The sequence below is a fragment of the Limnospira platensis NIES-39 genome, from assembly GCF_026000695.1.
Lineage (GTDB): Bacteria > Cyanobacteriota > Cyanobacteriia > Cyanobacteriales > Microcoleaceae > Limnospira > Limnospira platensis.
Genome location: NZ_AP026945.1, coordinates 860,866 through 883,460, shown reverse-complemented (window position 1 = coordinate 883,460; position 22,595 = coordinate 860,866). Strand labels below are relative to the sequence as shown.

At 42.5% G+C, this 22,595-nt stretch carries 32 protein-coding genes and 5 pseudogenes; 11 read left to right on the top strand and 26 right to left on the bottom strand.

Going from position 1 to position 22,595, the window contains the following annotated elements; genetic code table 11:
- Nucleotides 1-1,145: 1,145 nt before the first annotated feature.
- The 6 genes and pseudogenes from N39L_RS04705 to N39L_RS04680 all read right to left on the bottom strand — a co-directional run bounded on the left by N39L_RS04705 (nucleotide 1,146) and on the right by N39L_RS04680 (nucleotide 3,100).
- Entirely contained in the window at nucleotides 1,146-1,361 is a 216-nt protein-coding gene (locus tag N39L_RS04705) for a hypothetical protein (protein WP_008052220.1), read from the bottom strand.
- A 125-nt stretch (nucleotides 1,362-1,486) separates the two neighbouring features.
- Nucleotides 1,487-1,561 (bottom strand): annotated as a pseudogene (locus tag N39L_RS04700) (HNH endonuclease); the annotation flags it as partial.
- A 21-nt stretch (nucleotides 1,562-1,582) separates the two neighbouring features.
- A complete protein-coding gene (locus tag N39L_RS04695; protein ID WP_231852254.1) occupies nucleotides 1,583-1,684 on the bottom strand; it encodes a reverse transcriptase N-terminal domain-containing protein in 102 nt (33 codons plus the stop codon).
- A gap of 764 nt (nucleotides 1,685-2,448) precedes the next feature.
- Nucleotides 2,449-2,673 (bottom strand): RNA-dependent RNA polymerase family protein, encoded by a 225-nt coding sequence (locus N39L_RS04690; protein ID WP_014275740.1) that lies wholly within the window; start codon nucleotides 2,671-2,673, stop codon nucleotides 2,449-2,451.
- Entirely contained in the window at nucleotides 2,633-2,854 is a 222-nt protein-coding gene (locus N39L_RS04685; protein ID WP_014275741.1) for a hypothetical protein, read from the bottom strand. The genes N39L_RS04690 and N39L_RS04685 overlap by 41 nt, the downstream gene beginning before the upstream one ends.
- Nucleotides 2,855-2,875: 21 nt before the next feature.
- Nucleotides 2,876-3,100 (bottom strand): reverse transcriptase N-terminal domain-containing protein, encoded by a 225-nt coding sequence (locus tag N39L_RS04680; protein WP_014274745.1) that lies wholly within the window; start codon nucleotides 3,098-3,100, stop codon nucleotides 2,876-2,878.
- A gap of 2,213 nt (nucleotides 3,101-5,313) precedes the next feature.
- Here N39L_RS04680 and N39L_RS04675 point away from each other — a divergent pair.
- Nucleotides 5,314-6,190 (top strand): annotated as a pseudogene (locus tag N39L_RS04675) (IS630 family transposase).
- Here the strand turns inward: N39L_RS04675 and N39L_RS04670 are convergent.
- The 18 genes from N39L_RS04670 to N39L_RS04585 form a co-directional block, all read right to left on the bottom strand.
- Nucleotides 6,174-6,467, bottom strand: coding sequence for a restriction endonuclease subunit S domain-containing protein (locus N39L_RS04670; RefSeq protein WP_006615801.1), 294 nt, complete (start codon nucleotides 6,465-6,467; stop codon nucleotides 6,174-6,176). The pseudogene N39L_RS04675 and the gene N39L_RS04670 overlap by 17 nt on opposite strands.
- Nucleotides 6,468-6,587: 120 nt before the next feature.
- Nucleotides 6,588-6,824, bottom strand: a complete 237-nt coding sequence (locus N39L_RS04665; RefSeq protein ID WP_006615802.1) for a type II toxin-antitoxin system HicB family antitoxin — start codon at nucleotides 6,822-6,824, stop codon at nucleotides 6,588-6,590.
- Between the two features lie 571 nt (nucleotides 6,825-7,395).
- Nucleotides 7,396-7,536, bottom strand: a complete 141-nt coding sequence (locus N39L_RS04660; RefSeq protein ID WP_202070201.1) for a hypothetical protein — start codon at nucleotides 7,534-7,536, stop codon at nucleotides 7,396-7,398.
- A gap of 384 nt (nucleotides 7,537-7,920) precedes the next feature.
- Nucleotides 7,921-8,208, bottom strand: a complete 288-nt coding sequence (locus N39L_RS04655; RefSeq protein WP_006616256.1) for a PIN domain-containing protein — start codon at nucleotides 8,206-8,208, stop codon at nucleotides 7,921-7,923.
- Entirely contained in the window at nucleotides 8,205-8,435 is a 231-nt protein-coding gene (locus tag N39L_RS04650; protein WP_006616257.1) for a UPF0175 family protein, read from the bottom strand. Before N39L_RS04650 ends, N39L_RS04655 begins: the two co-directional genes overlap by 4 nt.
- 101 nt (nucleotides 8,436-8,536) lie before the next feature.
- Entirely contained in the window at nucleotides 8,537-8,785 is a 249-nt protein-coding gene (locus N39L_RS04645; RefSeq protein ID WP_006616258.1) for a hypothetical protein, read from the bottom strand.
- A 202-nt stretch (nucleotides 8,786-8,987) separates the two neighbouring features.
- Entirely contained in the window at nucleotides 8,988-9,077 is a 90-nt protein-coding gene (locus N39L_RS04640; protein ID WP_234933606.1) for a HepT-like ribonuclease domain-containing protein, read from the bottom strand.
- Nucleotides 9,078-9,125: 48 nt separating this feature from the next.
- Complete coding sequence (locus N39L_RS04635) at nucleotides 9,126-9,254, bottom strand: ribonuclease HepT family protein (protein ID WP_006616259.1); 129 nt, start codon at nucleotides 9,252-9,254, stop codon at nucleotides 9,126-9,128.
- Nucleotides 9,251-9,562, bottom strand: coding sequence for a nucleotidyltransferase family protein (locus tag N39L_RS04630; RefSeq protein WP_006616260.1), 312 nt, complete (start codon nucleotides 9,560-9,562; stop codon nucleotides 9,251-9,253). The genes N39L_RS04635 and N39L_RS04630 overlap by 4 nt, the downstream gene beginning before the upstream one ends.
- Nucleotides 9,555-9,866: a DUF1016 N-terminal domain-containing protein gene (locus N39L_RS04625; protein WP_006616261.1), complete on the bottom strand. Its 312-nt coding sequence runs from the start codon at nucleotides 9,864-9,866 to the stop codon at nucleotides 9,555-9,557. The genes N39L_RS04630 and N39L_RS04625 overlap by 8 nt, the downstream gene beginning before the upstream one ends.
- Entirely contained in the window at nucleotides 9,856-10,653 is a 798-nt protein-coding gene (locus N39L_RS04620; RefSeq protein WP_237766183.1) for an N-6 DNA methylase, read from the bottom strand. The genes N39L_RS04625 and N39L_RS04620 overlap by 11 nt, the downstream gene beginning before the upstream one ends.
- On the bottom strand, nucleotides 10,583-10,780 hold the full coding sequence (locus N39L_RS04615; RefSeq protein ID WP_237766251.1) for an N-6 DNA methylase: 198 nt from the start codon (nucleotides 10,778-10,780) through the stop codon (nucleotides 10,583-10,585). Before N39L_RS04615 ends, N39L_RS04620 begins: the two co-directional genes overlap by 71 nt.
- 1,016 nt (nucleotides 10,781-11,796) lie before the next feature.
- Nucleotides 11,797-12,051, bottom strand: a complete 255-nt coding sequence (locus N39L_RS04610) for a hypothetical protein (protein WP_014277507.1) — start codon at nucleotides 12,049-12,051, stop codon at nucleotides 11,797-11,799.
- Nucleotides 12,052-12,408, bottom strand: a complete 357-nt coding sequence (locus tag N39L_RS04605) for a hypothetical protein (RefSeq protein ID WP_014277508.1) — start codon at nucleotides 12,406-12,408, stop codon at nucleotides 12,052-12,054.
- 11 nt (nucleotides 12,409-12,419) lie between these two features.
- On the bottom strand, nucleotides 12,420-13,136 hold the full coding sequence (locus N39L_RS04600) for a tail fiber domain-containing protein (RefSeq protein ID WP_014277509.1): 717 nt from the start codon (nucleotides 13,134-13,136) through the stop codon (nucleotides 12,420-12,422).
- Between the two features lie 156 nt (nucleotides 13,137-13,292).
- Complete coding sequence (locus N39L_RS04595; RefSeq protein WP_014277510.1) at nucleotides 13,293-14,519, bottom strand: hypothetical protein; 1,227 nt, start codon at nucleotides 14,517-14,519, stop codon at nucleotides 13,293-13,295.
- Nucleotides 14,520-14,585: 66 nt separating this feature from the next.
- Nucleotides 14,586-14,933, bottom strand: a complete 348-nt coding sequence (locus N39L_RS04590) for a hypothetical protein (RefSeq protein WP_014274438.1) — start codon at nucleotides 14,931-14,933, stop codon at nucleotides 14,586-14,588.
- 26 nt (nucleotides 14,934-14,959) lie between these two features.
- Nucleotides 14,960-15,757 (bottom strand): hypothetical protein, encoded by a 798-nt coding sequence (locus N39L_RS04585; protein ID WP_014274437.1) that lies wholly within the window; start codon nucleotides 15,755-15,757, stop codon nucleotides 14,960-14,962.
- Between the two features lie 63 nt (nucleotides 15,758-15,820).
- On the opposite strand from N39L_RS04585, the pseudogene N39L_RS04580 reads away from it, so the two are divergent.
- The 10 genes and pseudogenes from N39L_RS04580 to N39L_RS04535 all read left to right on the top strand — a co-directional run.
- Nucleotides 15,821-17,198, top strand: a pseudogene (locus N39L_RS04580) (hypothetical protein); the annotation flags it as partial.
- A pseudogene (locus N39L_RS04575) lies at nucleotides 17,188-17,451 on the top strand (PDDEXK family nuclease); the annotation flags it as partial. The pseudogenes N39L_RS04580 and N39L_RS04575, both read left to right, overlap by 11 nt.
- Complete coding sequence (locus tag N39L_RS04570) at nucleotides 17,444-17,812, top strand: hypothetical protein (protein WP_014274433.1); 369 nt, start codon at nucleotides 17,444-17,446, stop codon at nucleotides 17,810-17,812. The pseudogene N39L_RS04575 and the gene N39L_RS04570, both read left to right, overlap by 8 nt.
- 289 nt (nucleotides 17,813-18,101) lie before the next feature.
- Nucleotides 18,102-18,491, top strand: coding sequence for a hypothetical protein (locus N39L_RS04565; protein ID WP_231851946.1), 390 nt, complete (start codon nucleotides 18,102-18,104; stop codon nucleotides 18,489-18,491).
- Between the two features lie 85 nt (nucleotides 18,492-18,576).
- Entirely contained in the window at nucleotides 18,577-19,197 is a 621-nt protein-coding gene (locus tag N39L_RS04560) for a hypothetical protein (RefSeq protein ID WP_014274432.1), read from the top strand.
- Nucleotides 19,194-19,772: a hypothetical protein gene (locus N39L_RS04555; RefSeq protein WP_014274431.1), complete on the top strand. Its 579-nt coding sequence runs from the start codon at nucleotides 19,194-19,196 to the stop codon at nucleotides 19,770-19,772. The genes N39L_RS04560 and N39L_RS04555 overlap by 4 nt, the downstream gene beginning before the upstream one ends.
- A gap of 12 nt (nucleotides 19,773-19,784) precedes the next feature.
- Nucleotides 19,785-20,006 (top strand): hypothetical protein, encoded by a 222-nt coding sequence (locus N39L_RS04550; RefSeq protein WP_014274430.1) that lies wholly within the window; start codon nucleotides 19,785-19,787, stop codon nucleotides 20,004-20,006.
- 62 nt (nucleotides 20,007-20,068) lie between these two features.
- A complete protein-coding gene (locus tag N39L_RS04545) occupies nucleotides 20,069-20,347 on the top strand; it encodes a hypothetical protein (protein ID WP_231852015.1) in 279 nt (92 codons plus the stop codon).
- A gap of 18 nt (nucleotides 20,348-20,365) precedes the next feature.
- Nucleotides 20,366-20,647, top strand: a complete 282-nt coding sequence (locus N39L_RS04540) for a hypothetical protein (protein WP_035736471.1) — start codon at nucleotides 20,366-20,368, stop codon at nucleotides 20,645-20,647.
- Entirely contained in the window at nucleotides 20,601-20,966 is a 366-nt protein-coding gene (locus N39L_RS04535; RefSeq protein ID WP_014274186.1) for a hypothetical protein, read from the top strand. The genes N39L_RS04540 and N39L_RS04535 overlap by 47 nt, the downstream gene beginning before the upstream one ends.
- Before the next feature lie 387 nt (nucleotides 20,967-21,353).
- Here the strand turns inward: N39L_RS04535 and N39L_RS04530 are convergent, their stop codons facing one another.
- The gene (locus tag N39L_RS04530) at nucleotides 21,354-21,488 is read right to left on the bottom strand and encodes a hypothetical protein (RefSeq protein WP_286131332.1); all 135 of its coding nucleotides are present in this window, start codon (nucleotides 21,486-21,488) and stop codon (nucleotides 21,354-21,356) included.
- 527 nt (nucleotides 21,489-22,015) lie between these two features.
- Nucleotides 22,016-22,504 (bottom strand): annotated as a pseudogene (locus N39L_RS04525) (recombinase); the annotation flags it as partial.
- Nucleotides 22,505-22,595 lie beyond the last annotated feature (91 nt).

The following is a 22,595-nucleotide window of genomic DNA, read 5'->3' as shown; positions in this document are numbered from 1 at the left end:
TCCACGGGTACATCCCGCCACTTGAGAGCCAATGAGGGGTTTAAACGTTCCATCTATGCGGGCATTCCATCTTTAGATTTGTCCTATCCACCGGGGTACTTTTAAAGGTCTGTGTAGGTAGTTATAGCAGCCTCCTACTTTTTTTCCCTCGCCCTTTTGAGCGCAGCGTATCAACCTATTTCGCTACTGACGCATTACATATGGTTCAAGCCGGACATTCGGTTTCCCTAATCATGGATGGTTGGCAGTGCTCGAGTGAGAGGTAGGTTCCTCTATTATGCCTTCCGTTCCCCGCTTCAACCCGTTGAGTGTGAATCCTCAAATTGGGGGTGGCTACCGCCGTTACTCTCAACCTTACGTTATACTCAAGGGGTTTGTGCGAAACGTTTAGGAGTGAAATAGGGCTGCAATGCCCGAAATAACCTCTTAGTGGGACTTTCACCCCTTGGTGAAATATAGGGAGACGCACTCTCATTCTTATCCCTAGACCATCCCATAACTGTTTATATGTCCCGACGCTTGGAGAAATCTAAGCAAGGCAGGGAACTCAGGGTCAAGACAGAACGTTAGAACAGAGGAAGTTGTGAGCCTCCTATTATAGCGCGAAGTTGAGAGTAACGGCGGTAGCCACCCCCAGTTTGAGGAATCATAACCCGTCAGATTGAAGCGGGGAACGGAAGGCGTGAAGTAGAACCTACTACCATATGCGACCACTGCCAACCATCCATGACTAAGGAAATCTGAATGTTCCGACTTGAACCACCGTAATGAGTAAGTAGCGAAATAGGTTGACACGCTGCGCTCAAAAGAGTAAGGGGAAAAGTAGGAGTCTCAACTCACTACCTACACAGACCTTTAAAGTGTACCCCGGTGGATAGGACAAGTCTAAAGATGGAATGCCCGTATAAACGGAACGTTTAAACCCCTTTTAGGCTCTCAAGTGGCAGGATGTACCTGCACAGTAGTGAAAAGTGTAAGCGTATACCTTTAAGGGGAAAGGATGTGACTGAAAGCCAATGCCTAACTGTAATGGTTAGGATATGCCCACTAGTCACGGTGTGGATATAGAGACCGCGACAAGTAAGAGTTTGATGACGAAAGCGAGTTTAAAGACTACGTGTTGTATTTAGCTCCCAAAGTTGAGGTTACAAAGCGGGGGGTTGTAGCCCTGTTCCTACTGACAATAGGGTATCTACATCAGGAGCCGTGTGCTGGGAAACTCGCAAGCACGGTTTGGAATTGGAGTTGGGGAAGGTGACTTCTCTTTCGACCATAACACAACTCCCCTCTTTTTTTCGCTCAGTCTTGACCTTGAGTCTCTCTGCCTTATCTGGTTGTCGAAGCCAGATGTTGAGACACATAGATAGTTATGGGATGGTCAGGGGTGCGAATCCCTTATATTCCACCAAGGAGTGGAAGTCCCACTAGGAGGTTATTTCAGGCATTGCAGCCCTATTTCACTCCTAAACGTCTCCCACGCTATCTCTCCATCTACTCCAGCCGTCTTTTTACCTTGATTATCTTGGGGGGCGGGTTTATTAAGCTGACTGTTGGGAAGCATGGCTGACTGTGGAACCCGCCCCTACAGCCGCACTGCTAAGAGCCGGGCATAGTATGATTTCACCAATAGACGTTGCCACCTTCTTACCTTTGCGTCCTGTCCCGATTTAGCTGCTTGAAATATCCTCTTTTGGAGCTTAAAGACGTACCGCTGAACCTTAGCCCAGTTGATACTTCTCCATACAAACGCACGTCTTGGTAAGTTCTCGTTTTCCGAATCCTTTACCGTCTCTCGATTTCGTCATTTTGACTCCTACTAGACTCTATTCATACAATCAAACCGTAACCTGTCAGCGTATCCCTATCATTACAGTCGGGCGTTGGCTTCTGGCCACATCTCACATCCTCTAGGACTTGCGGTTACACTTATCCCTACTGATATCTCGACCAGATAATCAGAGTCCAGGAGGACTTAAAACGTTCCGTTTATACGGGCATTCCATCTTTAGATTTGTCCTATCCACCGGGGTACTTTTCAAGGTCTGTGTGGGTGTTCATCTCAAAACCCTACTTTTCCCCTTGCTCTTTTTGATCGCAGCGTATCAACCTATTTCGCTACTTACTCTTTACGGCGGTTCAAGCCAGACATTCGGTTTCCCTAATCATGGATGGTTGGCAGTGGTCGCGTCTTGGTAGTAGGTTCTACCTCACGCCTTGCGTTCCCCGCTTCTATCCTGGAGTTATGATTTCCAAAACTGGGGGTGGCTATCGCCGTTACTCTCTACTCCCTGATTTCTCAGTTCGTTTATGACCTTGAGTTCCCTGCCTTGCTTAGTTACCTAAGCGTCGGGACATATAATCAGTTATGAGGATGCTCAGGAGAGGTCTCCTTATATCCAGATTCGGAGCTGGAATCCTCACCGGGTAGTTATTTCGGGCATTTCAGCCCTATTTCATACCCGAACGTCTCGCACCTGCGTCCAACACATAATAACTACTATGCTTAATACATAGATAGATTCGTGCTATTGCATCTTGGGCTGACCGTCCGGGACGGAACCCATAGCTTGTGCCTTCAAATCTCGATTCCCATTCAGGTTCGAGAGCCGATTTAACCAAGGCTTGCCTTGCTCTATCTTGGATTGTAGGAATGCCTATTCCAGCTTTTTTCATCCCTACCAGGTTTTGGTATCCATACTCTCCTAAGTGCTTTTACTTTGAGTTTTCCTTTAATGCTCTCAGCTAATTCAAACCTTTGTTTTGGAGATATTACTATCCTTCCATCGACACCGGCTGTCTTTTTGCCTTGACCCGCTTGGGGGGCGGGTTTATTAAGCTGACTGTTGGGAAGCATGGCTGACCGTGGAACCCGCCCCTACAGCCGCACTGCTAAGAGTCGGGCATAATATGATTTCACCAGTAGACGTTGCCACCTTCTAACCTTTGCATCTTGTCCCGATTTAGCTGCTTGAAATATCCTCTTTTGGAGTTGGAAAACTTTCCGTTGAACTTTCGCCCATGGGATAGCCTTCCATGGGTTTTTCGTAGTCTTGATTGGTTTGGTTTTGCCAAAACCTTTCTTTAAACTCGCCTGCGCCATATAAGCTCCTACTTGGCTCTATTCTTGGCAATCAAACCGTAACCTGTCAGCATATCCCTACCATTACAGTCGGGCGTTGGCTTCTGGTCACATCTCACATCCTCTAGGACTTGCGGTTACACTTATCCCTACTGACATCTCGACCAGATAATCAGAGTCCAGAAGGACTTAAAACGTTCCGTTTATATGGGCATTCCATCTTTAGATTTGTCCTATCCACCAGGGTACTTTTAAAAGTCTGTGTAGGTAGTGTGTAAAGGCTCCTACTTTTCCCCTTGCCCTTTTGAGCGCAGCGTATCAACCTATTTCGCTACTTAATATTTACGATGGTTCAAGCCAGACATTCGGTTTCCCTAATCATGGATGGTTGGCAGTGGTCGCCTCTGGTAGTAGGTTCTACTTCACGCCTTCCGTTCCCCGCTTCAATCGTGGGGTTGTGATTCCCAAAACTGGGGGTGGCTATCGCCGTTACTCTCTACGCAATTGTTAAGGAATCATTAAGATTGCCAATTTTGCGTTTTGACTTTGAGTTCCCCGCCTTGTTTTGTATATTTCTATACCAAACGTTGGGACATATAAACAGTTGTAGGGATGGTCAGAAGCGAGATTCTTATATTCAACCAAGGGGTTTAAATCCCCACCAGGCGGTTATTTAGGGCATTGCAGCCCTATTTCCTGTCTGAACGTATCGCACTTACACCTCTATCATTACATATTAGGCACTACCTGTAGGGTCCGTCAGACCTATAGCTTAGGTAACGCCACCAATAACTCCCATATTGTTGACACACCGCTAACCAAACTCCCGAAGCCAATCCTTGGGAGTGTCAAGGTAGGGGTCGAGAATGGAGTCGCCTCCATCCCCTCCCATTCAAAACCGTGCTTGAGATTTTCACCTCACACGGCTCCTGGTGTGGATGCCCACATTGTCAGTGGCACAGCGATACCAACCGCTGCTTTGTCCTTCTTTGTTCAGAGCTATATGCGCCACGTAGTCTTTATACTCGCTCTGGCCATTATACTCCTACCCATGGCAGAATTTACATCCATACCGTGGCACGTGGGCTTAGTTATGGTCGAGAGGGAAGTCGCCTTCCCCAACTCCACTTCCAAACCGTACTTGAGACTTTCACCTCATACGGCTCCTGATATGGATACCCCTTTGTCATTGGGAACAGGGTTACGACCCCCTGCTTTATGACCTCAACTTTTAGAGCTATATGCATGCGTTAGTCTTTAAACTCGTTTTCGCCATTAAACTCCTACTTATCGCGGTCTCTATATCCATACCGTGACTAGTGGGCATATCCTAACTATTACAGTTAGGCATTAGCTTTCAGTCACATCCTTTCCCCTAGGAGGCATACGCTTACACTTTTCACGCTCTGCTTGTGAGTAATATTGCTCACATTTTTTTTATTAGCAGAGCCTAAAAGGGGTTTAAACGTTCCGTTTATATGGGCATTCCATCTTTAGATTTGTCCTTTCCACCGGGGTACTTTTAAAAGTCTGTGTAGGTAGTATAAGGAGCCTCCTACTTTTCCCCTTACTCTTTTGAGCGCAGCGTATCAACCTATTTCGCTACTTTATAATTACGATGGTTCAAGCCGGACATTCGGTTTCCCTAATCATGGATGGTTGGCAGTGGTCTCGATTCTGGTATTAGGTTATACCTTGGAGCCTTCCGTTCCCCGCTTCAATCCCAGGATTGTGTATCCTGAAACTGGGGGTGGCTATCGCCGTTACTCTCTACTCCCTGATTTCTCAGTTTGTTTATGACCTTGAGTTCCCTGCCTTGTTTTGTATATTTCTATACCAAACGTTGGGACATATAAACAGTTATAGGGATGGTCAGAAGCGAGCTTCTTATATTCAACCAAGGGGTTGAAATCCCCACCGGGCGGTTATTTAGGGCATTGCAGCCCTATTTGATGCCTGAACGTCTCGCACTCCTAATCATTATAACTAGGCATTTGCTTCTGGCCACATCCTTTTCCCTCTAAGGTAGGGGTCGAGAGTGAAGTCACCTTCACCCCCTCCCATTCAAAACCGTGCTTGATAGTTTCCCATCACACGGCTCCTGATGTGGATACCCTTTTTGTCTGATGAACAGGGTTACTACCCCCTGCTTTCGTACTTCAATGTTCAGAGCTATAGCACAAGACAGAATAGTTAGGACGTATAATGGCAAGGATATCTACATAAGACCCAAAATGCCAGCCCCCTACAGTTACGACCTTAGACAAAAAGTTATTAATGCAATTGAACTAGACGGTATGCCCAAAACAGAAGCCAGTCAAGTTTTCCATGTCAGCCGGAACACCATCAATCTCTGGCTGCAAAGAAAAGAACACACCGGCGACTTCCTCCCTAAACCTAATCGCCCACCTGGTCATAGCCACCAAATTACCGACTGGCACAAATTCAAGGCTTTTGCCCAAGAGCATGGCCACAAAACCTCCGCTCAGATGGCTGAACTTTGGGATGACGACATCTCTCCTCGCACCATATCCAGAGCCTTGAAGAAAATTGGCTTCACCAGAAAAAAAACTTACGGCTACCAAGAAGGTGATGAGCAACAGCGAGAGGAGTTTATTGCTCAGATTGAACATATGGAGCCGGAAGGGTTGGTTTACCTCGATGAAGCTGGCATGAATAGTCAAGACTAGGATTATCCTTATGGTTACTGCGAGGAAGGACAACGCTTCGATGCCCTCAAATCAGGGAAGAGGCAGGGCAGGGTGAGCTATATGGCCCCATGGTGTTATCAACAACTCTTAACTCCCTTTACCTTTGAGGGTTGTTGTAATCGGACAGTGTTTGAGTTGTGGTTGGAGTTTATCTTAATTCCAACATTGAAGCCAGGTCAGACTCTAGTATTGGACAATGCAACGTTTCATAAAGGGGGGCGGCAGGCTGAACTGTTGGAGGCAGCTCCATGCCGTTTACTCTATCTTCGGCCTTATTCGCCAGACCTCAACAAGATAGAGAAATGTTGGTCGTGGTTGAAAGCCCGCATTCGCCATTGCACGTGAGCAGTTTGATTCTCTCTATGATGCCATGGATTCTGTTCTCAAGGCTGCGTCCTAACCTTATTGACTAGTGCTATATTTTTTACGGTTATTACATAGGTTCTTTGATATGCGTTAAATTTGCCATTGTAGTGCTTTACAGAAAATATCCCATTTGCATTGTTGCCTGCTAGTAAAACAGCATCACCATCAAAGCTATATTCATTAATAGAAAGGGTGACAGGTGAACAAGTGAAGTAAGGATATATTCCTCCATCCACCGCAGCATTTGAGCCAAGACGACCCGTTTGTATAACAGCAATTTTTCCCAAAGGTTCGATATTCCACTCACTCATCGATCGCCTCCTTTAATCAATCATAAAATACACTTACAGCCAGAGAACCCGCCACCTTAGACCCGCCAGCTGAGGGATCCTAGGGTCAAGATATAGACTTTGTGCTTTCCACTCATTCAGCTAATCCATTCCCCCAGCAACTTGTAACACCTGCGGCTCTGGTAGATCCTTTCCCTCTGTCCTGTAGCTTTCGAGTAACAACTCCAAGACCTCCTGGGCGTTAGTCAGTGCCTCCTCGTAGGTGTCCCCGTGGGTAAAATAGCGCTGTATTGGCGTGGCAAACTCCGGCAGTTCCACCAGATAACAACTATCTTCTTCAGACCAGATGATATTGATGCGATATTTAGATGGGATCATTAACCTTGCTCCTTATCTTTAAGTATTTGGAGTGCCGCACCGTTATGGTCGAAAGAGAAGTCACCTTCCCCAACTCCAATTGAAAACCGTGCTTGCGAGTTTCCCAGCACACGGCTCCTGATGTAGATACCCTATTTGTCAGTAGGAACAGGGCTACGACCCCCCGCTTTGTAACCTCAACTTTAGGAGCTATATACAACCTCGTAGTCTTTAAACTCGCACTCGTCATAAAACTCTTAATTGTCGCGGTCTCTATATCCACACCGTGGCTAGTGGGCATATCCTAACCATTACAGTTAGGCATTAGCTTTCAGCCACATCCTTTCCCCTTAAAGGTATACGCTTACACTTTTCACTACTGTGCAGGTACATCCTGCCGAGAGCCTAAAAGGGGTTTAAACGTTCCGTTTATACGGGCATTCCATCTTTAGACTTGTCCTGTCCACCGGGGTAATTTTAAAGGTCTGTGTAGGTAGTAAAGAGAAACCCCTACTTTTCCCCTTGCTCTTTTGAGCGCAGCGTGTCAACCTGTTTCGCTACCTTCTTATGACGGTGGTTCAAGTCGGAACATTCAGATTTCCTTAGTCATGGATGGTTGGCAGTGGTCGCATATGGTAGTAGGTTCTACTTCAGGCCTTCCGTTCCCCGCTTCAATCCTGGGGTTATGATTCCCAAAACTGGGGGTGGCTATCGCCGTTACTCTCAACTTCATGCTATACTAGGTGGGTCACAACTCCCACCGTTCAAGCGTTCTGTCTTGACCTTGAGTCCCCTGCCTTGCTTAGATTTCTCTAAGCGTCGGGAGATATAAACAGTTATGGGATGGTCAGGGAAGCGACTCCCTATATTCCACCAAGGGGTGGAAGTCCCACCGGGCAGTTATTTCGGGTATTGCAACCCTATGCGCGTGCCTGAACGTTTCGCGCCGCTTTTCTAAGCATAGCCTTTAACTCCCCAATCTTTTTAGGCATCGTTTGCACAGCGTCGGCATTGCCGCTCGCCACCTTTAATAAATCATAAAATACACTTACAGCGAGAGAACCCGCCACCCCAGCGATCCTAGCGTCAAAATACAGATTTTGTGCTTTTCATTCACTCAGCGATCGCCCCCTCCACCAACTTCTCCTGAATCAGTGCTGTTAACCGTTCCAGTCATCGACTCATCATCACCCGCCAACTTCAACGCTTGGGCTTTCAGAGCTTCGCTCACATAAAACCCAACCGATTCTAAAGAGTCAATCACCCCCTTAACCGAATCAATCATTCCCCTGTTCTTCGCTATAATTAAAATTCCCATAGTTCCTGTGATTTTCACCGCCAAGCGTTGAGCCACTTTCCGAGCTTGCAGATCATCCACAATCAATCGACCCAGATTTTGACTCATGACAATAAGTCAACCTCTGCGGCTAAATCATCAGGAGAATAGGCAAAGACAGGCACATGATAATGTCCCAAAATCTCCATAAATGGTCGTTGGGAATAACCCGCCACCTTTGCCGCTTGTCCAATCGAAAGCCTGCCCACCTCATAAAGCTTGATTGCCAGTAGTAGTTTCACTTCATCTGGCGAAAATTCAAACGGTAGTTCGAGCTTTAGTTCTTGCATAAACATGGTTTCATCCTCTGTATATTAATTTAAAACATTCCCAGATCCGCTAAAATATCCGCCTCCTCTAAATCATCATAATCTGCCATAATTTCTGAATGCGTCTTTCATTCTCGCTCCCAGTCATTGCGTAAATTCTCAATCCGTTTTGCCACTTCCAAAGGGTCAGCTACAGGACGGTTTGCCAATCGAGGTGATTGTAACAATGCCAGAATTTTGGCTCCGTTCCCTGCCCCATTGGTAGGTAGAGGGGCAAGCACCGTCACGATCGCCCTTGTCGCCACCTCAACTCGCAAAGGCTCCAAAGTGCGAATCGTTCCGTCTGGTTCAATAATGGCTTCTACTGCTTTTAACATGATTAACCCTCCACCAATAAACTAAATGCAAACATTCCCAAATCTGCAACAATATCTACCTCCTCTAAATCATGAGCCATCCTAGCATCAAAATACAGATTTTGTGCTTTTCATTCACTCAGAGATCGCCCCCTACACCAACTTCTGACAATATTTGAATAACCTGAAATTTTAGCCTCAGTAAATCATGAACAACAATTGACTAAACCAAATTCAAAGACAAGCGGAAATACTCATGAACAATAATATTTCTGAATGCCATAATTTGTACCCAAGGAACTTGTGGATACATATCAGTTAACTCATGCGGTAGATCATTGGCTGCTTCTCCAATAATTTGTCAATGATGAACAATCCAAACTTGAACTAATTCTTGATCCTCAAAAGCACTCCTCCCTTGGCTTACATATCGCTCGATCGCCTCAATAGCATCTAAAATATCCTGTAAGCGCTCCTCTGGTTTTCTCATAAAGCGATCGCCTCACTTAAAACTCGATCCTTAATGCGGGCTTTCAGCATATCCACCGTAGCCACATCCACCTTACGCTGGAGTAAATTCTCCAAATCGAGCAATAAACCCGCAGGAAACCAAGGGGTAATTTTTTCTAGGTCGTAGTCAATCAAGAAATCAATATCACTATCCTCATCAGCCTCACCTCGCGCCACAGAGCCAAAAATCCTTACATTCTTTGCTCCGTGTTTTTGAGCAATAGCGAGAATGTCCTCACGTTTTTGTCGTAGTAAATTAAGATTGGGTTTTTCTTTTAGGTCACTCATCATTCGCCCCTCCGCCAACTTCTGTAATTTCATTTAACGCCATCTCCAACTGCGCCACACTGGGCAAAACCGCCCGCAACTCCTGCGGTAACTCCTGCTGATACCGGGCAAGAAGGGGAGTAATCACCTTTGCGCCCCAGCCCTCCTGAGCCTGCCGTGCTAAAATTTCCCGCCCAATTTGCCAATACAACAAAACCAACTCTCGGTTAACCGCCAGATCCGCCCGCACCTGAGCCGCTCGCATCCGCTGCTTCAGGTCAGCGGGCAACGCGCCATAACCTTCTGGCATCCTCTCAAAAGTCATAGCCCAACCCTCGCAAATTCTCCCGAATCGCCGCCTCCAGCCGTGCCGACTCCTTAAACTGTTCCCCCAGCTTCCCCGTCAATTCCGCCATCCGCTCCTCAAAGGGCACGTCGTCTTCCTCAGCCGCCGCCGCCCCCACATACCGCCCCGGTGTCAGCACGTAGTTATGCCCCCGGATGTCGTCTAAACTGGCAGACTTACAGAACCCCGGCACATCCTCATAACGGCTCCCTTCTCGCCAGTGGTGGTAGGTATCCGCAATCTGCGCCACGTCCTCATCGCTAAACTCCCGCCGGGTTCTGTCCACCATGTAGCCCAACTTGCGGGCATCAATAAACAGGATCTCCCGCCGGCGGTCTCTTAACTTCTTATCCCGCGCGATGCCGTTTGACTTATCCTTTGCCAAAAACCACAGACAAGCCGGAATCTGGGTCGAATAAAACAACTGCCCCGGCAAGGCAATCATGCAGTCGATCGCATCCCCCTCAATCATAGCCTTGCGGATCTCCCCCTCGCCGCTCTGCTGCGACGACATCGACCCATTCGCCAACACCACCCCCGCAGTACCCGTCGGGGCGAGATGGTGCCAGATATGCTGCAACCAGGCATAGTTAGCATTGCCGGTAGGCGGAATGCCAAACCGCCAGCGGACATCTTCCCGCAGCCTGTCCCCGCCCCAATCGGAAATATTAAAGGGCGGATTCGCCAGAATGAAGTCAGCCCGCAAATCGGGCAGTTCGTTTTTGTGAAACGACCCCCTCGGAATTCCAGCGAATATCGGAATCAATCCCCCGCACCGCCAGGTTCATCTTGCACAGCCGCCAGGTGGTGTAGTTGCTCTCCTGCCCATAGATGGCAATATCGCCCCTCCGCCCGGCGTGGTCTTCCACAAACTTTTCCGACTGCACAAACATTCCCCCCGAACCGCAGCAAGGGTCATACACGCGCCCCTGGTAGGGTTGCAGCATCTCCAGCGTCGGGTAGCGTTAACTATAAACCCTTATCCTGACAGCGATAGCGGGTTATTACTCAACCCCTATATCCTATTGAATTACTCAAATGTTACTCATAACCTAGTCCTAGCACAGGAAAATAATTCTGTCAATAGGTTGATTACTCAGTCAACTAGCATAACCTAGGGGAACTGTCAAATACCTATATCTCCCCCTAACCAGACAACCAATAGGGTACTTCCCTAGCGATAGCAGTCAACAGCAAGCCTAGCGGTTCCTAGCGTCACTGTTGACTGCTATCGCAACGGTCAGTTCCCCTAATATGTCTGTTCCGGTTAGGGGGAGGGTATGGGTTCAATTTTGCAGGGTATTGCCTAAAGCTACCAGTGCTAATAATAGGACGGTAATGAGTGCGATCGCAGTGGGATTTATCTATGGCTCAAAGTCAACATGATAGCTGTAGGTAGCCGTAGGGGGAACCCACTAGGTTATCAATGTACAACGATATCAGGCTGCCTATCCGGTTATCTATGGGAGTCAGATTATTGGTGAAATATTGAGGAGCCTACTCGCTACCAACAAAATGCGATCGCATAATCACGACTAACCTGGCTATGACATACTGAAGCGATACCCCTAAACAACTTTTCAACTGGTGACTTGTTTCGTCATCTCTCGCTGATACCTACATAATCCTAGAGAATTGATTCCCCATCGAAACCGATACCTACATACCGCTAGACAAGTCTCCAATTTATAGGGGTACTGGGTTCCGCCTGGGATGATTACCCCTAATAGACGGGTTAAGGTTTTGGCTTAGGGTGTTTATTGTGGGTAAATTAGAGGCAAGCATTCATATAAACTTCCAATAGGCCTATTGCAATAGGCCTACTGGCAAAAAATACATAGACACCCCCTACAGTCAGAAACCAGAGGGGGCCATTTAAGTTATTGGGGTAGCTGTTAGGTGTTAGGGCTTAGGGTTTTCTCCAACCATCATCATCAATATCATCTCTGTTAATTGGAAGAGGGGGTGATTGCTTTTTATCTTCTAACTGTTTTTTACAAACTGTTGATGGCATAAAATCATTAACATATCTAATCAAATAATTTAGGCTATTTTGGATACCGTCTAACCTATTCTCAATAATTAGGTTTCCTGTATGCGTAATGAACATACTGATAATAATCGCGACAATAATTAACCCTAATTCAACTATTATTAAGTTCATTTATATTAATTTCCAAAAATGAAGTGTAAACCATTTAATCCTTTCTAGTGGAGAAAATGAAGCGTAAAAATTGCTGTACGGCGGTGATTCAATTATTTGATATTCATTAAGCCATATAATTTCACGTTTAACCATCATATTCTGCTTCACATCATTGTATGTGTAAAATTTTAACCACCCTGCCATTTTCCAGTACACGGGTACACTGTCAGCGTCAAATAATATCCTAACAAATTTACTGCCAGAAATGTCAGGTAATTTTTTAGTACCGTGTAGGGTACTATCATCTTCTATCCTGAAATTAAGTTCATAAACCTTAAACCAATTACCCTCTGATATATCAAGTGCATTAGGCATTATCTGTTAATTTATTGTTGAGTGTTTAGCATATTTTCCAATTTGTCGATTTTTTCTGATAATTCCTGAATTGCCGCAATCACTAATGGTATCAGTTTATCATACATGATTGTTAAGTAATCTATTTTTTTGTCGTCAACTTCAGGACTATCTGTATGGTCATTTTTAATCACTTCAACTGCGTTAGGATATATATTTTGTACTTCTTGAGCAATTAAACCAAATTGTTCTGTACTTGGATTAAAGCCATGAAATGCTGCAAGTTCATTATACTTAAACCACGTGACTGTCAATGCGTTAATTTCGCTTAACCCTAGAGTTGGTTTTGATAAAAGTGTTTTGAATTTAAGATCAGAGCTACCTTTAACGTAGTCTCCATTATCGTTAATATAAGATACATTTGTGCCTCCTACTCTAAATCTAGTATGTACTCCAGATGATGAAAGAGTTGAGCTCTTTATAAAATATGTCTGCCCGTTATATAATTGTATTGAATATCTATTGTCAGGAGCACCTCGCCAAACATCGCTTTGATGAAAATTAATACCATGATATATAAATACTCTAGGATTATTATCTGCTTCTAATTGCATAGAATAATTCCCCTGATAAGAAAACGCCCAGCTATTTCCTCCAACTCTACTATTTAGTACTAAATTTGCCGAACCAGCACTAGAGCCTATCCGGCGGATGTCAAACCCCCTCCAAACATTAAAATCAATAAGCATATTTCCATCAGGAAAACTTTCATTAGTTGCAAAAGTTACTGGATTATTTGTTATGTTAAATGTTTTAATTCCTGTTAAAGTTTGATTACCTGTAGTTCTAACTACAGTTGAATCTACATTAATTGTTCTATTAGCTGCTAAAGTTCCTCCTCCGGATCAACCATCACCTGCAGTTAATGTAATATTTGAATGTGTGTGCGTTGTGGGAGTCCTAGCGTTAGATAATCTACTATCATTACCTTGACAGGCTGTGTTTGCTGTAGTGCCATAAGCAACCGCCCATGTTGTGGCAGTACTCCCATTAAAATTATTTCCAGTTAATCCCGTACCATTTGTTAATGTATTAGGAGTATTGGCAGTTATTGTTATATTGGCACTACCATTAAACGAAGTCCCATTAATTGTTCTAGCAGTTTGAAGTGCTGTTGCTGTTCCGGCGTTTCCACTTATTGACCCGGTAATTAATGAATTAAATGTTTTAACTCCTGTCCATGTCTGATTCCCAGTTGTAATTATCCCTGAATTAGTTGCACTAGCTGTAGGTAAAGTAACATTAGTTCCTGTTGATGATGTAACTACAGGACCTGCTGTTGTTCCTGCTGTTACTCCTAAATTAGTTGCTACATTTACTTGTGCGCCTGCCGCAATCCCATCCAGCTTTGTCTTATCAGCGTTCGACATTACACCTGCAACGGTTGTTGTAGCAGCAGGTAATACAGCATTAGTACCGTCAGAACTGTTAACGGTTAACGTATTGCTTGTAGTGCTTGTAGAGAGGTTGGTGGATACGTTTGGGGCGGTGTTTCTAAACTCAGTTCCTACTAAAGTTAAGCCAGTTCCCGCAGAATAGGTTGTATTAGGAGGTGTTACCCAAACACCATCGCCGCGTAAATAGTTAGATGTACTGCCATTTGTATCAATGGCAGCAACATTACCTGAATTTGTTATTTGAGATAAGGTATGTGTATGGCTAGTTGGTGTTCTAGCATTTGATAATCTGACATCGTTACCTTCTGTAACAGTTCCAATAGTTGTTCCAAAATTTTTGTTAAATGCTGTACTTTTGGTAAAAGTAGGCTCTTTACCGTCTAATGTACTTTGAAGTCCTGTAACATTAGCAATAGTATGTGTATGTTCTGATGGAGTAAACGTAGACGGTTTGGACGTTATTTCAGTCCAGCTATGGGAATGAGTAGATGGGGGGAAAGTGCCAGGTTTATTAATAATATTATTCCAAATTAACTCAGTTAATTTGACTAAATTAGTATTGGAGTCAATAACTGCTTGTATCCGTTCATTAGTTAAATACAGATTAACTTCACCTTCTGGCAAGTCATCGGTTGATTGCCCAAACTTACTAGAGTAAATGTTGAAATTAGTCATAACTGCCTCTATATTGAGTAATCAAATAAATGGCTAATAACTTAATACTAGCCATTCATTTGATGATTACATATTGATATATTCGATAATTGTAACGCTGATACTAGCGCTAGATTCTGCTATCGCCTGTAACTCAGTTCTACCCCACGTTATTGAGATGGTATCACCTGGCTTAACCGAAAATGCAGCGTCTGACACGCTATCACCTGTAGGGTCAAATATTAGATGTACATTGGTATTTGACCGATTCTTTACAAACACCGTTCTACCGTTACTGGTAGCATTGATAGGCACAACTTCCGTGATAGTGTTAGCAGTCAAACTTATCGCGGTAGTTTCGGGAGTTCCCGGTATTTTACTGCTCATATTTAGAGTGTCTAAATTGACAACAGAACTATAAACTGAGAAACTCATAATAAACTCCTAAATCAAAGTAAAATTTACCAATTTATTGTTTGTTCTAACCCAACAATATTGGTTACGCTATCCTCAGTTATAGCATAGATAGAAGCTGTTGATTTTAGTTCATCATCCCACCCAGCGTTAGGAGGTAAATATAGGCATTGATAAGGTACACAGTTACTGATATCACCGTGACAAAACCATACCCCTACAGAACCTACGTTTTGTAAGTGCAACCTATACCGATTAATATTTGAGGGTCTAACTAATGTGGGGGTATTGCCTATTGTCACCCCAAAATTTTCGGGTTGTGTCAATGTAGGGGTTTTAGGAACTGTATCGAGTTGATATTCAGCCATGCCCAAAATATTAATAGAATCATTGTTATGTAACTGAGTTAAACACCTAGCTTTAACTATTGAGTTGCTATCAATTGCTAAACCTTCGTTTTGATTAGTGATTAATTCAATTAACAGGTTTTCGGTGTGAATGCCTCCATAATATGGCAATTTGACAATCCCTAAATTTAACCCGTTTTCTGTTGCCATATTCCCATAAAATATTTGTAAATCTACCGCTTCCTGCAACACTTCCTGTTTTTTTTCCCACCGTTGGTAATAGCTATCTTCCGGGTAAATTTTGGGGATTTGTGATTGTGCAATACTGGGAGTGTAACATCTAGCGTTTAACGATGATATATAGCTGTAAATACCGATATCATATTTATATCTTTCTGTTATTAATGATTCTAAAGTAGTCCCGTTAAATAACTCTATGGCGTTACTCCAGTTAGCAGCGTTGATATTAGCCGTGATATTTTTAACACCTCTCACCATTTTAACCACCTATTAATAAATTATTTGTTAGTATAATATTACTACTTTAATGCGATTATTTAAATGGTTAGAGACACTATAAAAATTAAAGATACTATTAGGTCAAGCACACCCAGGAATATTGGTAGGTCAGGCGGGGTTGGTAGGTCAGGCGGTGTAAGTTCAGGTTTAGCAGGAGATTTAGGTGACCAAACATCTTCAACAATGGACTTTGGTAGGGGTTTACCGTATGCAAGGGAAAGAGATAGAGGAGGTGTTCCCGGATTAGTAAATCCTTGGGACCCAATTACCAGAGTGCCGCGTGGAATTAACCCAGAAGACCATGGTAGGTGGAAAAGAGAAGACGAGGCACGACGAGTAGATGATGACACACGACGAGTAGACGAGGAACCCCCAAAAAGAGATGAACCAAAGGGAGGAAAAAAACCTAGGGGAAAGGGTGGCGCTGGTAGAGGTTTTGGCGGTCCTAATAGCGGTGACGAGGTAGATGATGATAAAGGAAGGCGGCCACCAAAACCGGGGAACGAAATGCCAGACCCTCGTGATTATCCTGTTAAAAATAATGATAAATGGCATTTAATGATTTTTGCTCAAATAGTAAATAGTAGACTTAGCAGTGGAACATCTAGTATTAATAGGCATTGGTGGAGAAAGCAGGAATCAACAACGTCAAATTTTAGACTTAATAAGATTGGATTAGATGTGTTTATAGAGTGGGAAGAATCATGGAATGATTCAGAGTACAATTACGAAGAGCCGATAATTGTACATAATGATTATGTTAAACATCGTAAGTTATACCCGTTAAAACCTTACTATATGAATTCAGGTTGTGAAAATGTTTCATTTAATAGTTTTTATAACTCTGAATATAACGCTTCATGTCGTGGTCCAAATAGGCTTAGTATTAGTCCATTATTCGGGTCTATCTTTTACCGTTTAACTCCAACCACAACCTGGACAGACGTAACAACTGTTTGGACTAAAGACCCGGAAGCAATGTTAGAGTATATACATTTATGGGAAGTTCCATATGCTGATAGAGGTCATCAATCATACTACGAATATGAGTCTGACATATTTTCGAATGCCTATCGAGGTAGGTGGTATGAAAATACATACTGGTATCCAGTATTTCCTACGAGTACTAGATTAAACTACACCTCCTTAGACGGTACACGAATTTGGGAGAACACCCGTAATTATAGCTATAAACTATGGATTCTGTCTGAAGATAAAGATTATTTGCCGCCAGAAAACAACGTTCGTCAAATCACAATACCAGACAGACATGAATGAAGAATGCTGTGGAATGATTAGAAGGATTTACGAGTTCCTAGACCCTGAATACTTTCCGGCTGAAATGCCGGAAAAAATAACGGTTAATGCTGATAATCCAGAGAACAGAATTAAACGAATAAACACATTGCCAGAAACCTTGGAAAAATATCACCTGGACCCCCGACTTTTATAGTCCGTTCTTTAATCGTTACATCGAAGTTAAGGGAGTATTAACTGATTCATTTAAGCTAAAAATGCAGTTATTGCAGTACCTTAATCCTGGTTTAGTCAATCAGTGTTGGTTTGTTATAAGGGGGACATCCTACCGATGGCAAGGCATCTCATTTATCAATATCGACGAGTTTAAGGGGCTTTTGAAAAACTTAGAGATTCCAAGGGTAAACAATGAATAAACTGCACTACAAGGGGTTATTTTCCATTGACGGTGAGTTAATAAACACCACCTATAACCCACACCTATTTGAGTCAGAAACCACTCAAATAGCCTACCGGATACTAACCCCTATAAAGGAACATAAAACCCAGGAAATCCTTGATTTAGCTTATTCCTATATGGGTTGTTATAGCCCTAGGGGGGACTACAGAGGTCACGACGCTACAGCAAGGTTGACAAATGAAGGCAGCCTACGAGTATCAATTGTTGGTAACCCTCAATTTTGGGAGGTATGCAAAAAAATTTCAAACGTCATAATCAATCATCAAAGGATAGTTAATCATGAGTATCGGATATTACGGCAAAAAACAGGACGATAAATTTAGTTATTGCAGTGCAGTTAAGCCCGGTGAAACGGCAACCTTTCTAATTGTTGATTATGCATAATTCCGAATTAAGTCACCTCATTTATGGATATTCGGGAAAGGTGTATCAGGGGATTTTTCTAACTTCAATGATAGGGATTGGAGTTATTCCAAAGGTGATAAAGAATTAATTGCTGTACGGTTTTGTATTGAAAAATACGAGACTGAATATAACGGCAAAAAACGAGAATACACCCCTACATCTCCAGAACTCGCATTGCTTAAAATAGTCGAAAGTGACTCAATGCTTACAGACGGTTCTGTGATGTTTACAGCAACAATAAATCTAAGTCAATCATCAGTCAGACCTTCTGACAGGATATTAGAGGGAAATATCGGAGACGATAATTTAAACTCTGATATTTCTAATATCTTAGAAATTGAATGTATTAATCCATTCAATCAATCTTTCGCTACTTACTCAATCGGAGATATTGACGCTTTCATTGAATCCAAAACTAAAAATAAAGCAGGATTTAATGGAAAGGCAAAATACAAAACCTTCGAGGAAAGGTTAACAGAAGGGGCTAAGGTTTTGGATTGTGACCCTAGCTTTGAGAGTCTTTATAACAAGGTTAAACAACTTGATTCTAATGTATTAATTGCATTAATTGAATTACTGCGATTAATGTAGTCACAAATAAATCCCCCCTAAATATTTAGGGGGGAATAACTACCATACCATGTCAACAAGTCAAGAGCGATAAGAGGTTACTACCATGTCTGAGGACTATATTGATTATAGACTAATTAGAAGTCAGATGTCATCTGAACTAGAAGAAATAATCACAGAAGGCAACCTGGGTGAGCAATTAGAGTCTGTTTTACGGGCTGTCTGTGTTCTACCATATCCTGATATTCAGTTTCCAATTATCGCCTCGTTTATAGCGTCTCCAGTAACGTTAATGTCTACCGCTGGTATCCTGTTCCTTTGGGGGTCTAGCGGTACTGGAAAGTCACAGATAGCTACCGTAGCATCTGAACTATACAAGACAACCTCGGTGCTTGCTAATAGCACTTTCGCTTCACTGAGAAACAAGATACAACATGAACGATTTTATGACCCCCTTCAATGTGAATTTGAGAAAAATTTTATATTGGTATGGGAAGATATCACCCCTAGCTTATTAATTGAAAATGAGAATATGTTATCGCTTTTCAAGGTGTTAAACCGCAAAAATAGCCGAATAACCATCAGTAGTCAGACACCGGGAACTAACATGATTTTTAATGCTTTCGCTTTAAAGGTGATTAATTCAATACATCCATTGTGGACATTTTGGGAGTTAAACGAACTCAAAAGACGGATGTTTCCTATATGGTTTAAAAAGAGACTATGACATCAGAGGAATATAGGGGCAATGGTTACGAGTTAAGTGATTTAAACGATGTAGAGGATATTACGCTTGATAAATTATCATCTCAATTAGAAATTTTCTGGAGAAATATCGATAACTGCAATCAATACAGCAAGGTCAAAAAACAACTACAGAAACACAAAAAAGATATCATTAACGCTAGGTTATCAAGTGAAATTATTGTCACCCATTCATTGATTTATCAATTATCTATCAATGAATCAATTAAACGCTTCAATGATTACTGGGATTTTGTTAATGAAAAAATCTTGACTATATCATCAGGTACTGAACAATTTTTAGACAGTTTTATCACTCAAGGTATTGAGGCAAAAATGAAACAAAACAACCAGGCAATTAACGCGGGATGTCCTGAGTTAACCGAGGTTGTAACTGATATCGACCCGAAAGCGTTAAAAGAAGCCATTGAGAGAGCTAAAACAGATGGATATCTTGATAGTCGCGTTAATGTTTCAGAGTTGACTAATCTAATGAAAAATAGAGGATATAATATGATTAATCAGAACAGCAAAAATGTTTGGAGACACATCATATAGGAGACCAAAAAAATGACTCAAACCAACACAAATGCCATTATAAAGGCAAGGTTTAAAACATTTAAACAAATGGTAGATAGTACAGGCTACAACGCCAACAGAGAAGACGCTAAAGAAACGTTAATTTCAATAATGAATGATTGCGAGATTGAGTTATCCTTAGCAGAAGCAAAAAAACAATTATTGCTCAAACAGCTTAATTATATTAAGCATTTACTAACCAAAATCGAATAATTTAAACCCGTCCGAAATGACGTTAAACTATCACAACTTAACCACTATCAAAGGATAAATCCATGTCAATCAAATTAAGTACACCCGGATTAAACGTAGTAGAATATAGCTACATGAGTAATCGATTAAATCCTAACGTTGTAGGATTACTTGACTTAGTAGAACTTGCTATCACATCTGAACAATTCGACGAAATTGTCGAATTTATTCAAATCCACAGGCATTTTTTAAACGCGGAAATCGAGTTACTCAAAGGTATTGAAGCCTTGCTTGATGCAAAAATTACAGAACACAACAATAATCAAAATCACCCCGATAATGATGATCACAAGTTCAATTAATCAATAGGAAATAAAGCCATGAATGAGTTTGAACAAGAAAAAATGATGGTTATTGCAGAAATGGCTAGGGAGATTTTTGTCAGATTAGCTGGCAATAATTTAACAGCAACTCGTGAGGATAGAATCACGATAGCAGAAATTGCTCATAATTACGCTATTGACTTTCTGGCAGTACACGAGAAATGGGTAGAATCTCAGTATCCAATTATTACTCGATTCGATTCAGACGTAATATCACCTGAATGTAACCTTAATGGTTATAACAGCGATATCCTACTGGGAGGTGATTTTCATGCCTAAGCTACTCCCAGTAGTCACACTAACAGGGTCTTACAAAGGGTTTCTGGTAGGTCATGGTAATATCTGTATCGAAGTAGGTTCTTTAGAATGGTTTAAATACCTAGAAACCCATAAATCTTTTTCAGTAGAGGTTAATGGTAAACGATTTACAGCTTGCAAAAAACTCTCAATTAATGGTTTTACCTACTGGAACCTCAAAGGGTGGGATGGTAGCGTCAATCATCACATCTACATAGGGAAATCTGACCAACTCATTGTAGACAAGCTAACAGACGTAGCGTTAGCTATGATTACTAAGTGCAGAATGAGTAACAGCTAAACCCTAAACCCTAACACCTAACACCTAACAGCTAACCCTAACTCAATAACAACCTTAACCCTTATCGTGTCCTATCATGATAGGGGTTGTTTGTATTTTTTGCCAGTAGTCTATTGCCAGTAGTCTATTGGAAGTTTATATGAACCCACCCCTAGTTTACCCACAATAAACACCCTAAGCCAAAACCTTAACCCGTCTATTAGGGGTAATCATCCTGTGCGGAACCCAGTACCCCTATAAATTGGAGACTTGTCTAGCGGTATGTAGGTATCGGTTTCGATGGGGAATCAATTCTCTAGGATTATGTAGGTATCAGCGAGAGATGACGAAACAAGTTACCAGTTGAAAAGTTGTTTGGGGGTATCGCTTCAGTATGTCATAGCCAGGTTAGTCGTGATTATGCGATCGCATTTTGTTGGTAGTGAGTAGGCTCCTCAATATTTCACCAATAATCTGACTCCCATAGGGAACCAGGTAGGCGGTCTGATATCTTTGTACATTGATAGGAGTATCGTTGTACATTGATAACCTAGTGGGTTCCCCCTACGGCTATCGTGTTGACTTGGAAGCATATCCCCCCCCTAACCGAAACAAACACTCTTAGGGGTGCGACCGATGTGATAGCAGTCAATGGTTCGTAACGAACCGATAGGCTTGCCATTGACTGCTATCACGAGAGAGTTACCTTATCGGTGTTTGGTTAGGGGGGTGGTATGGGTATTTGACAGATTGATTAAGTTGTGCTTGTTGACTGAGTAATCAACCTATTGACAGAATTATTTTCCTGTGCTAGGACTAGATTGTGAGTAATATATGAGTAATTAGGTACGACTATCGGGTTAAAGCAATTCCCGCGATAGTAGTCAGGATAAGGGTTTAAGTTAAATGGCTCTGGCGGGATTTGAACCTAATACATAGCCTATAACCCCTATTCTACCGTTACTTAGGTGTTACTCAAAACCATAGCAGGATCTATCAATCTGTAGCCATAAAATAACCCCTAGGGGTTTAATCTAGGGGTGTTAATTTATGAAAGGTTGACGATTAGATTAATCTATCAGATAGATAACTCTAAGAAATAATTTAGCTTCAGAGCTATCAATATCAACCCCTAACGCTGTTAACCGTTCTATAGCCACGTTCAATGGTATAGGTAACTTAGAAACCCCTTTGAGAACTTCTAAGGTAGCGTCAATGCCTTCTGTCTTGTATTTACCCTCATTGACGATTGTGCTATGTCCCATAAGTCTAGCTCGCAACTCGATAGGTAGTCCATATTGTTCACCTAACAGGTTGTACAGTCTACGAAAAGCATATTTCTGGGTTACCGGGCATTTCATAGATTGAATTCTGTTACTAAACGTTGCGTCAAAGCCTCCAGCTATGGTTTTGGGTTGACTGCCTTTTTTCGGGCTATATTCTGGTAACAACGGCCGTTTCAATTCTAGGAAATCAAACATTTCGGGACTGGGAATTGGGGCTACAACCCTTCCCCCTGTTTTAATACTCACTTTCCGACCTTCTGCGTCAGTAAAGTAAGTGGTGCGAAACGTTCAGGCATGAAATAGGGTTGAAATACCCGAAGTAACCGCCTGGTGGGGACTTCAACCCCTTGGTTGAATATAAGGA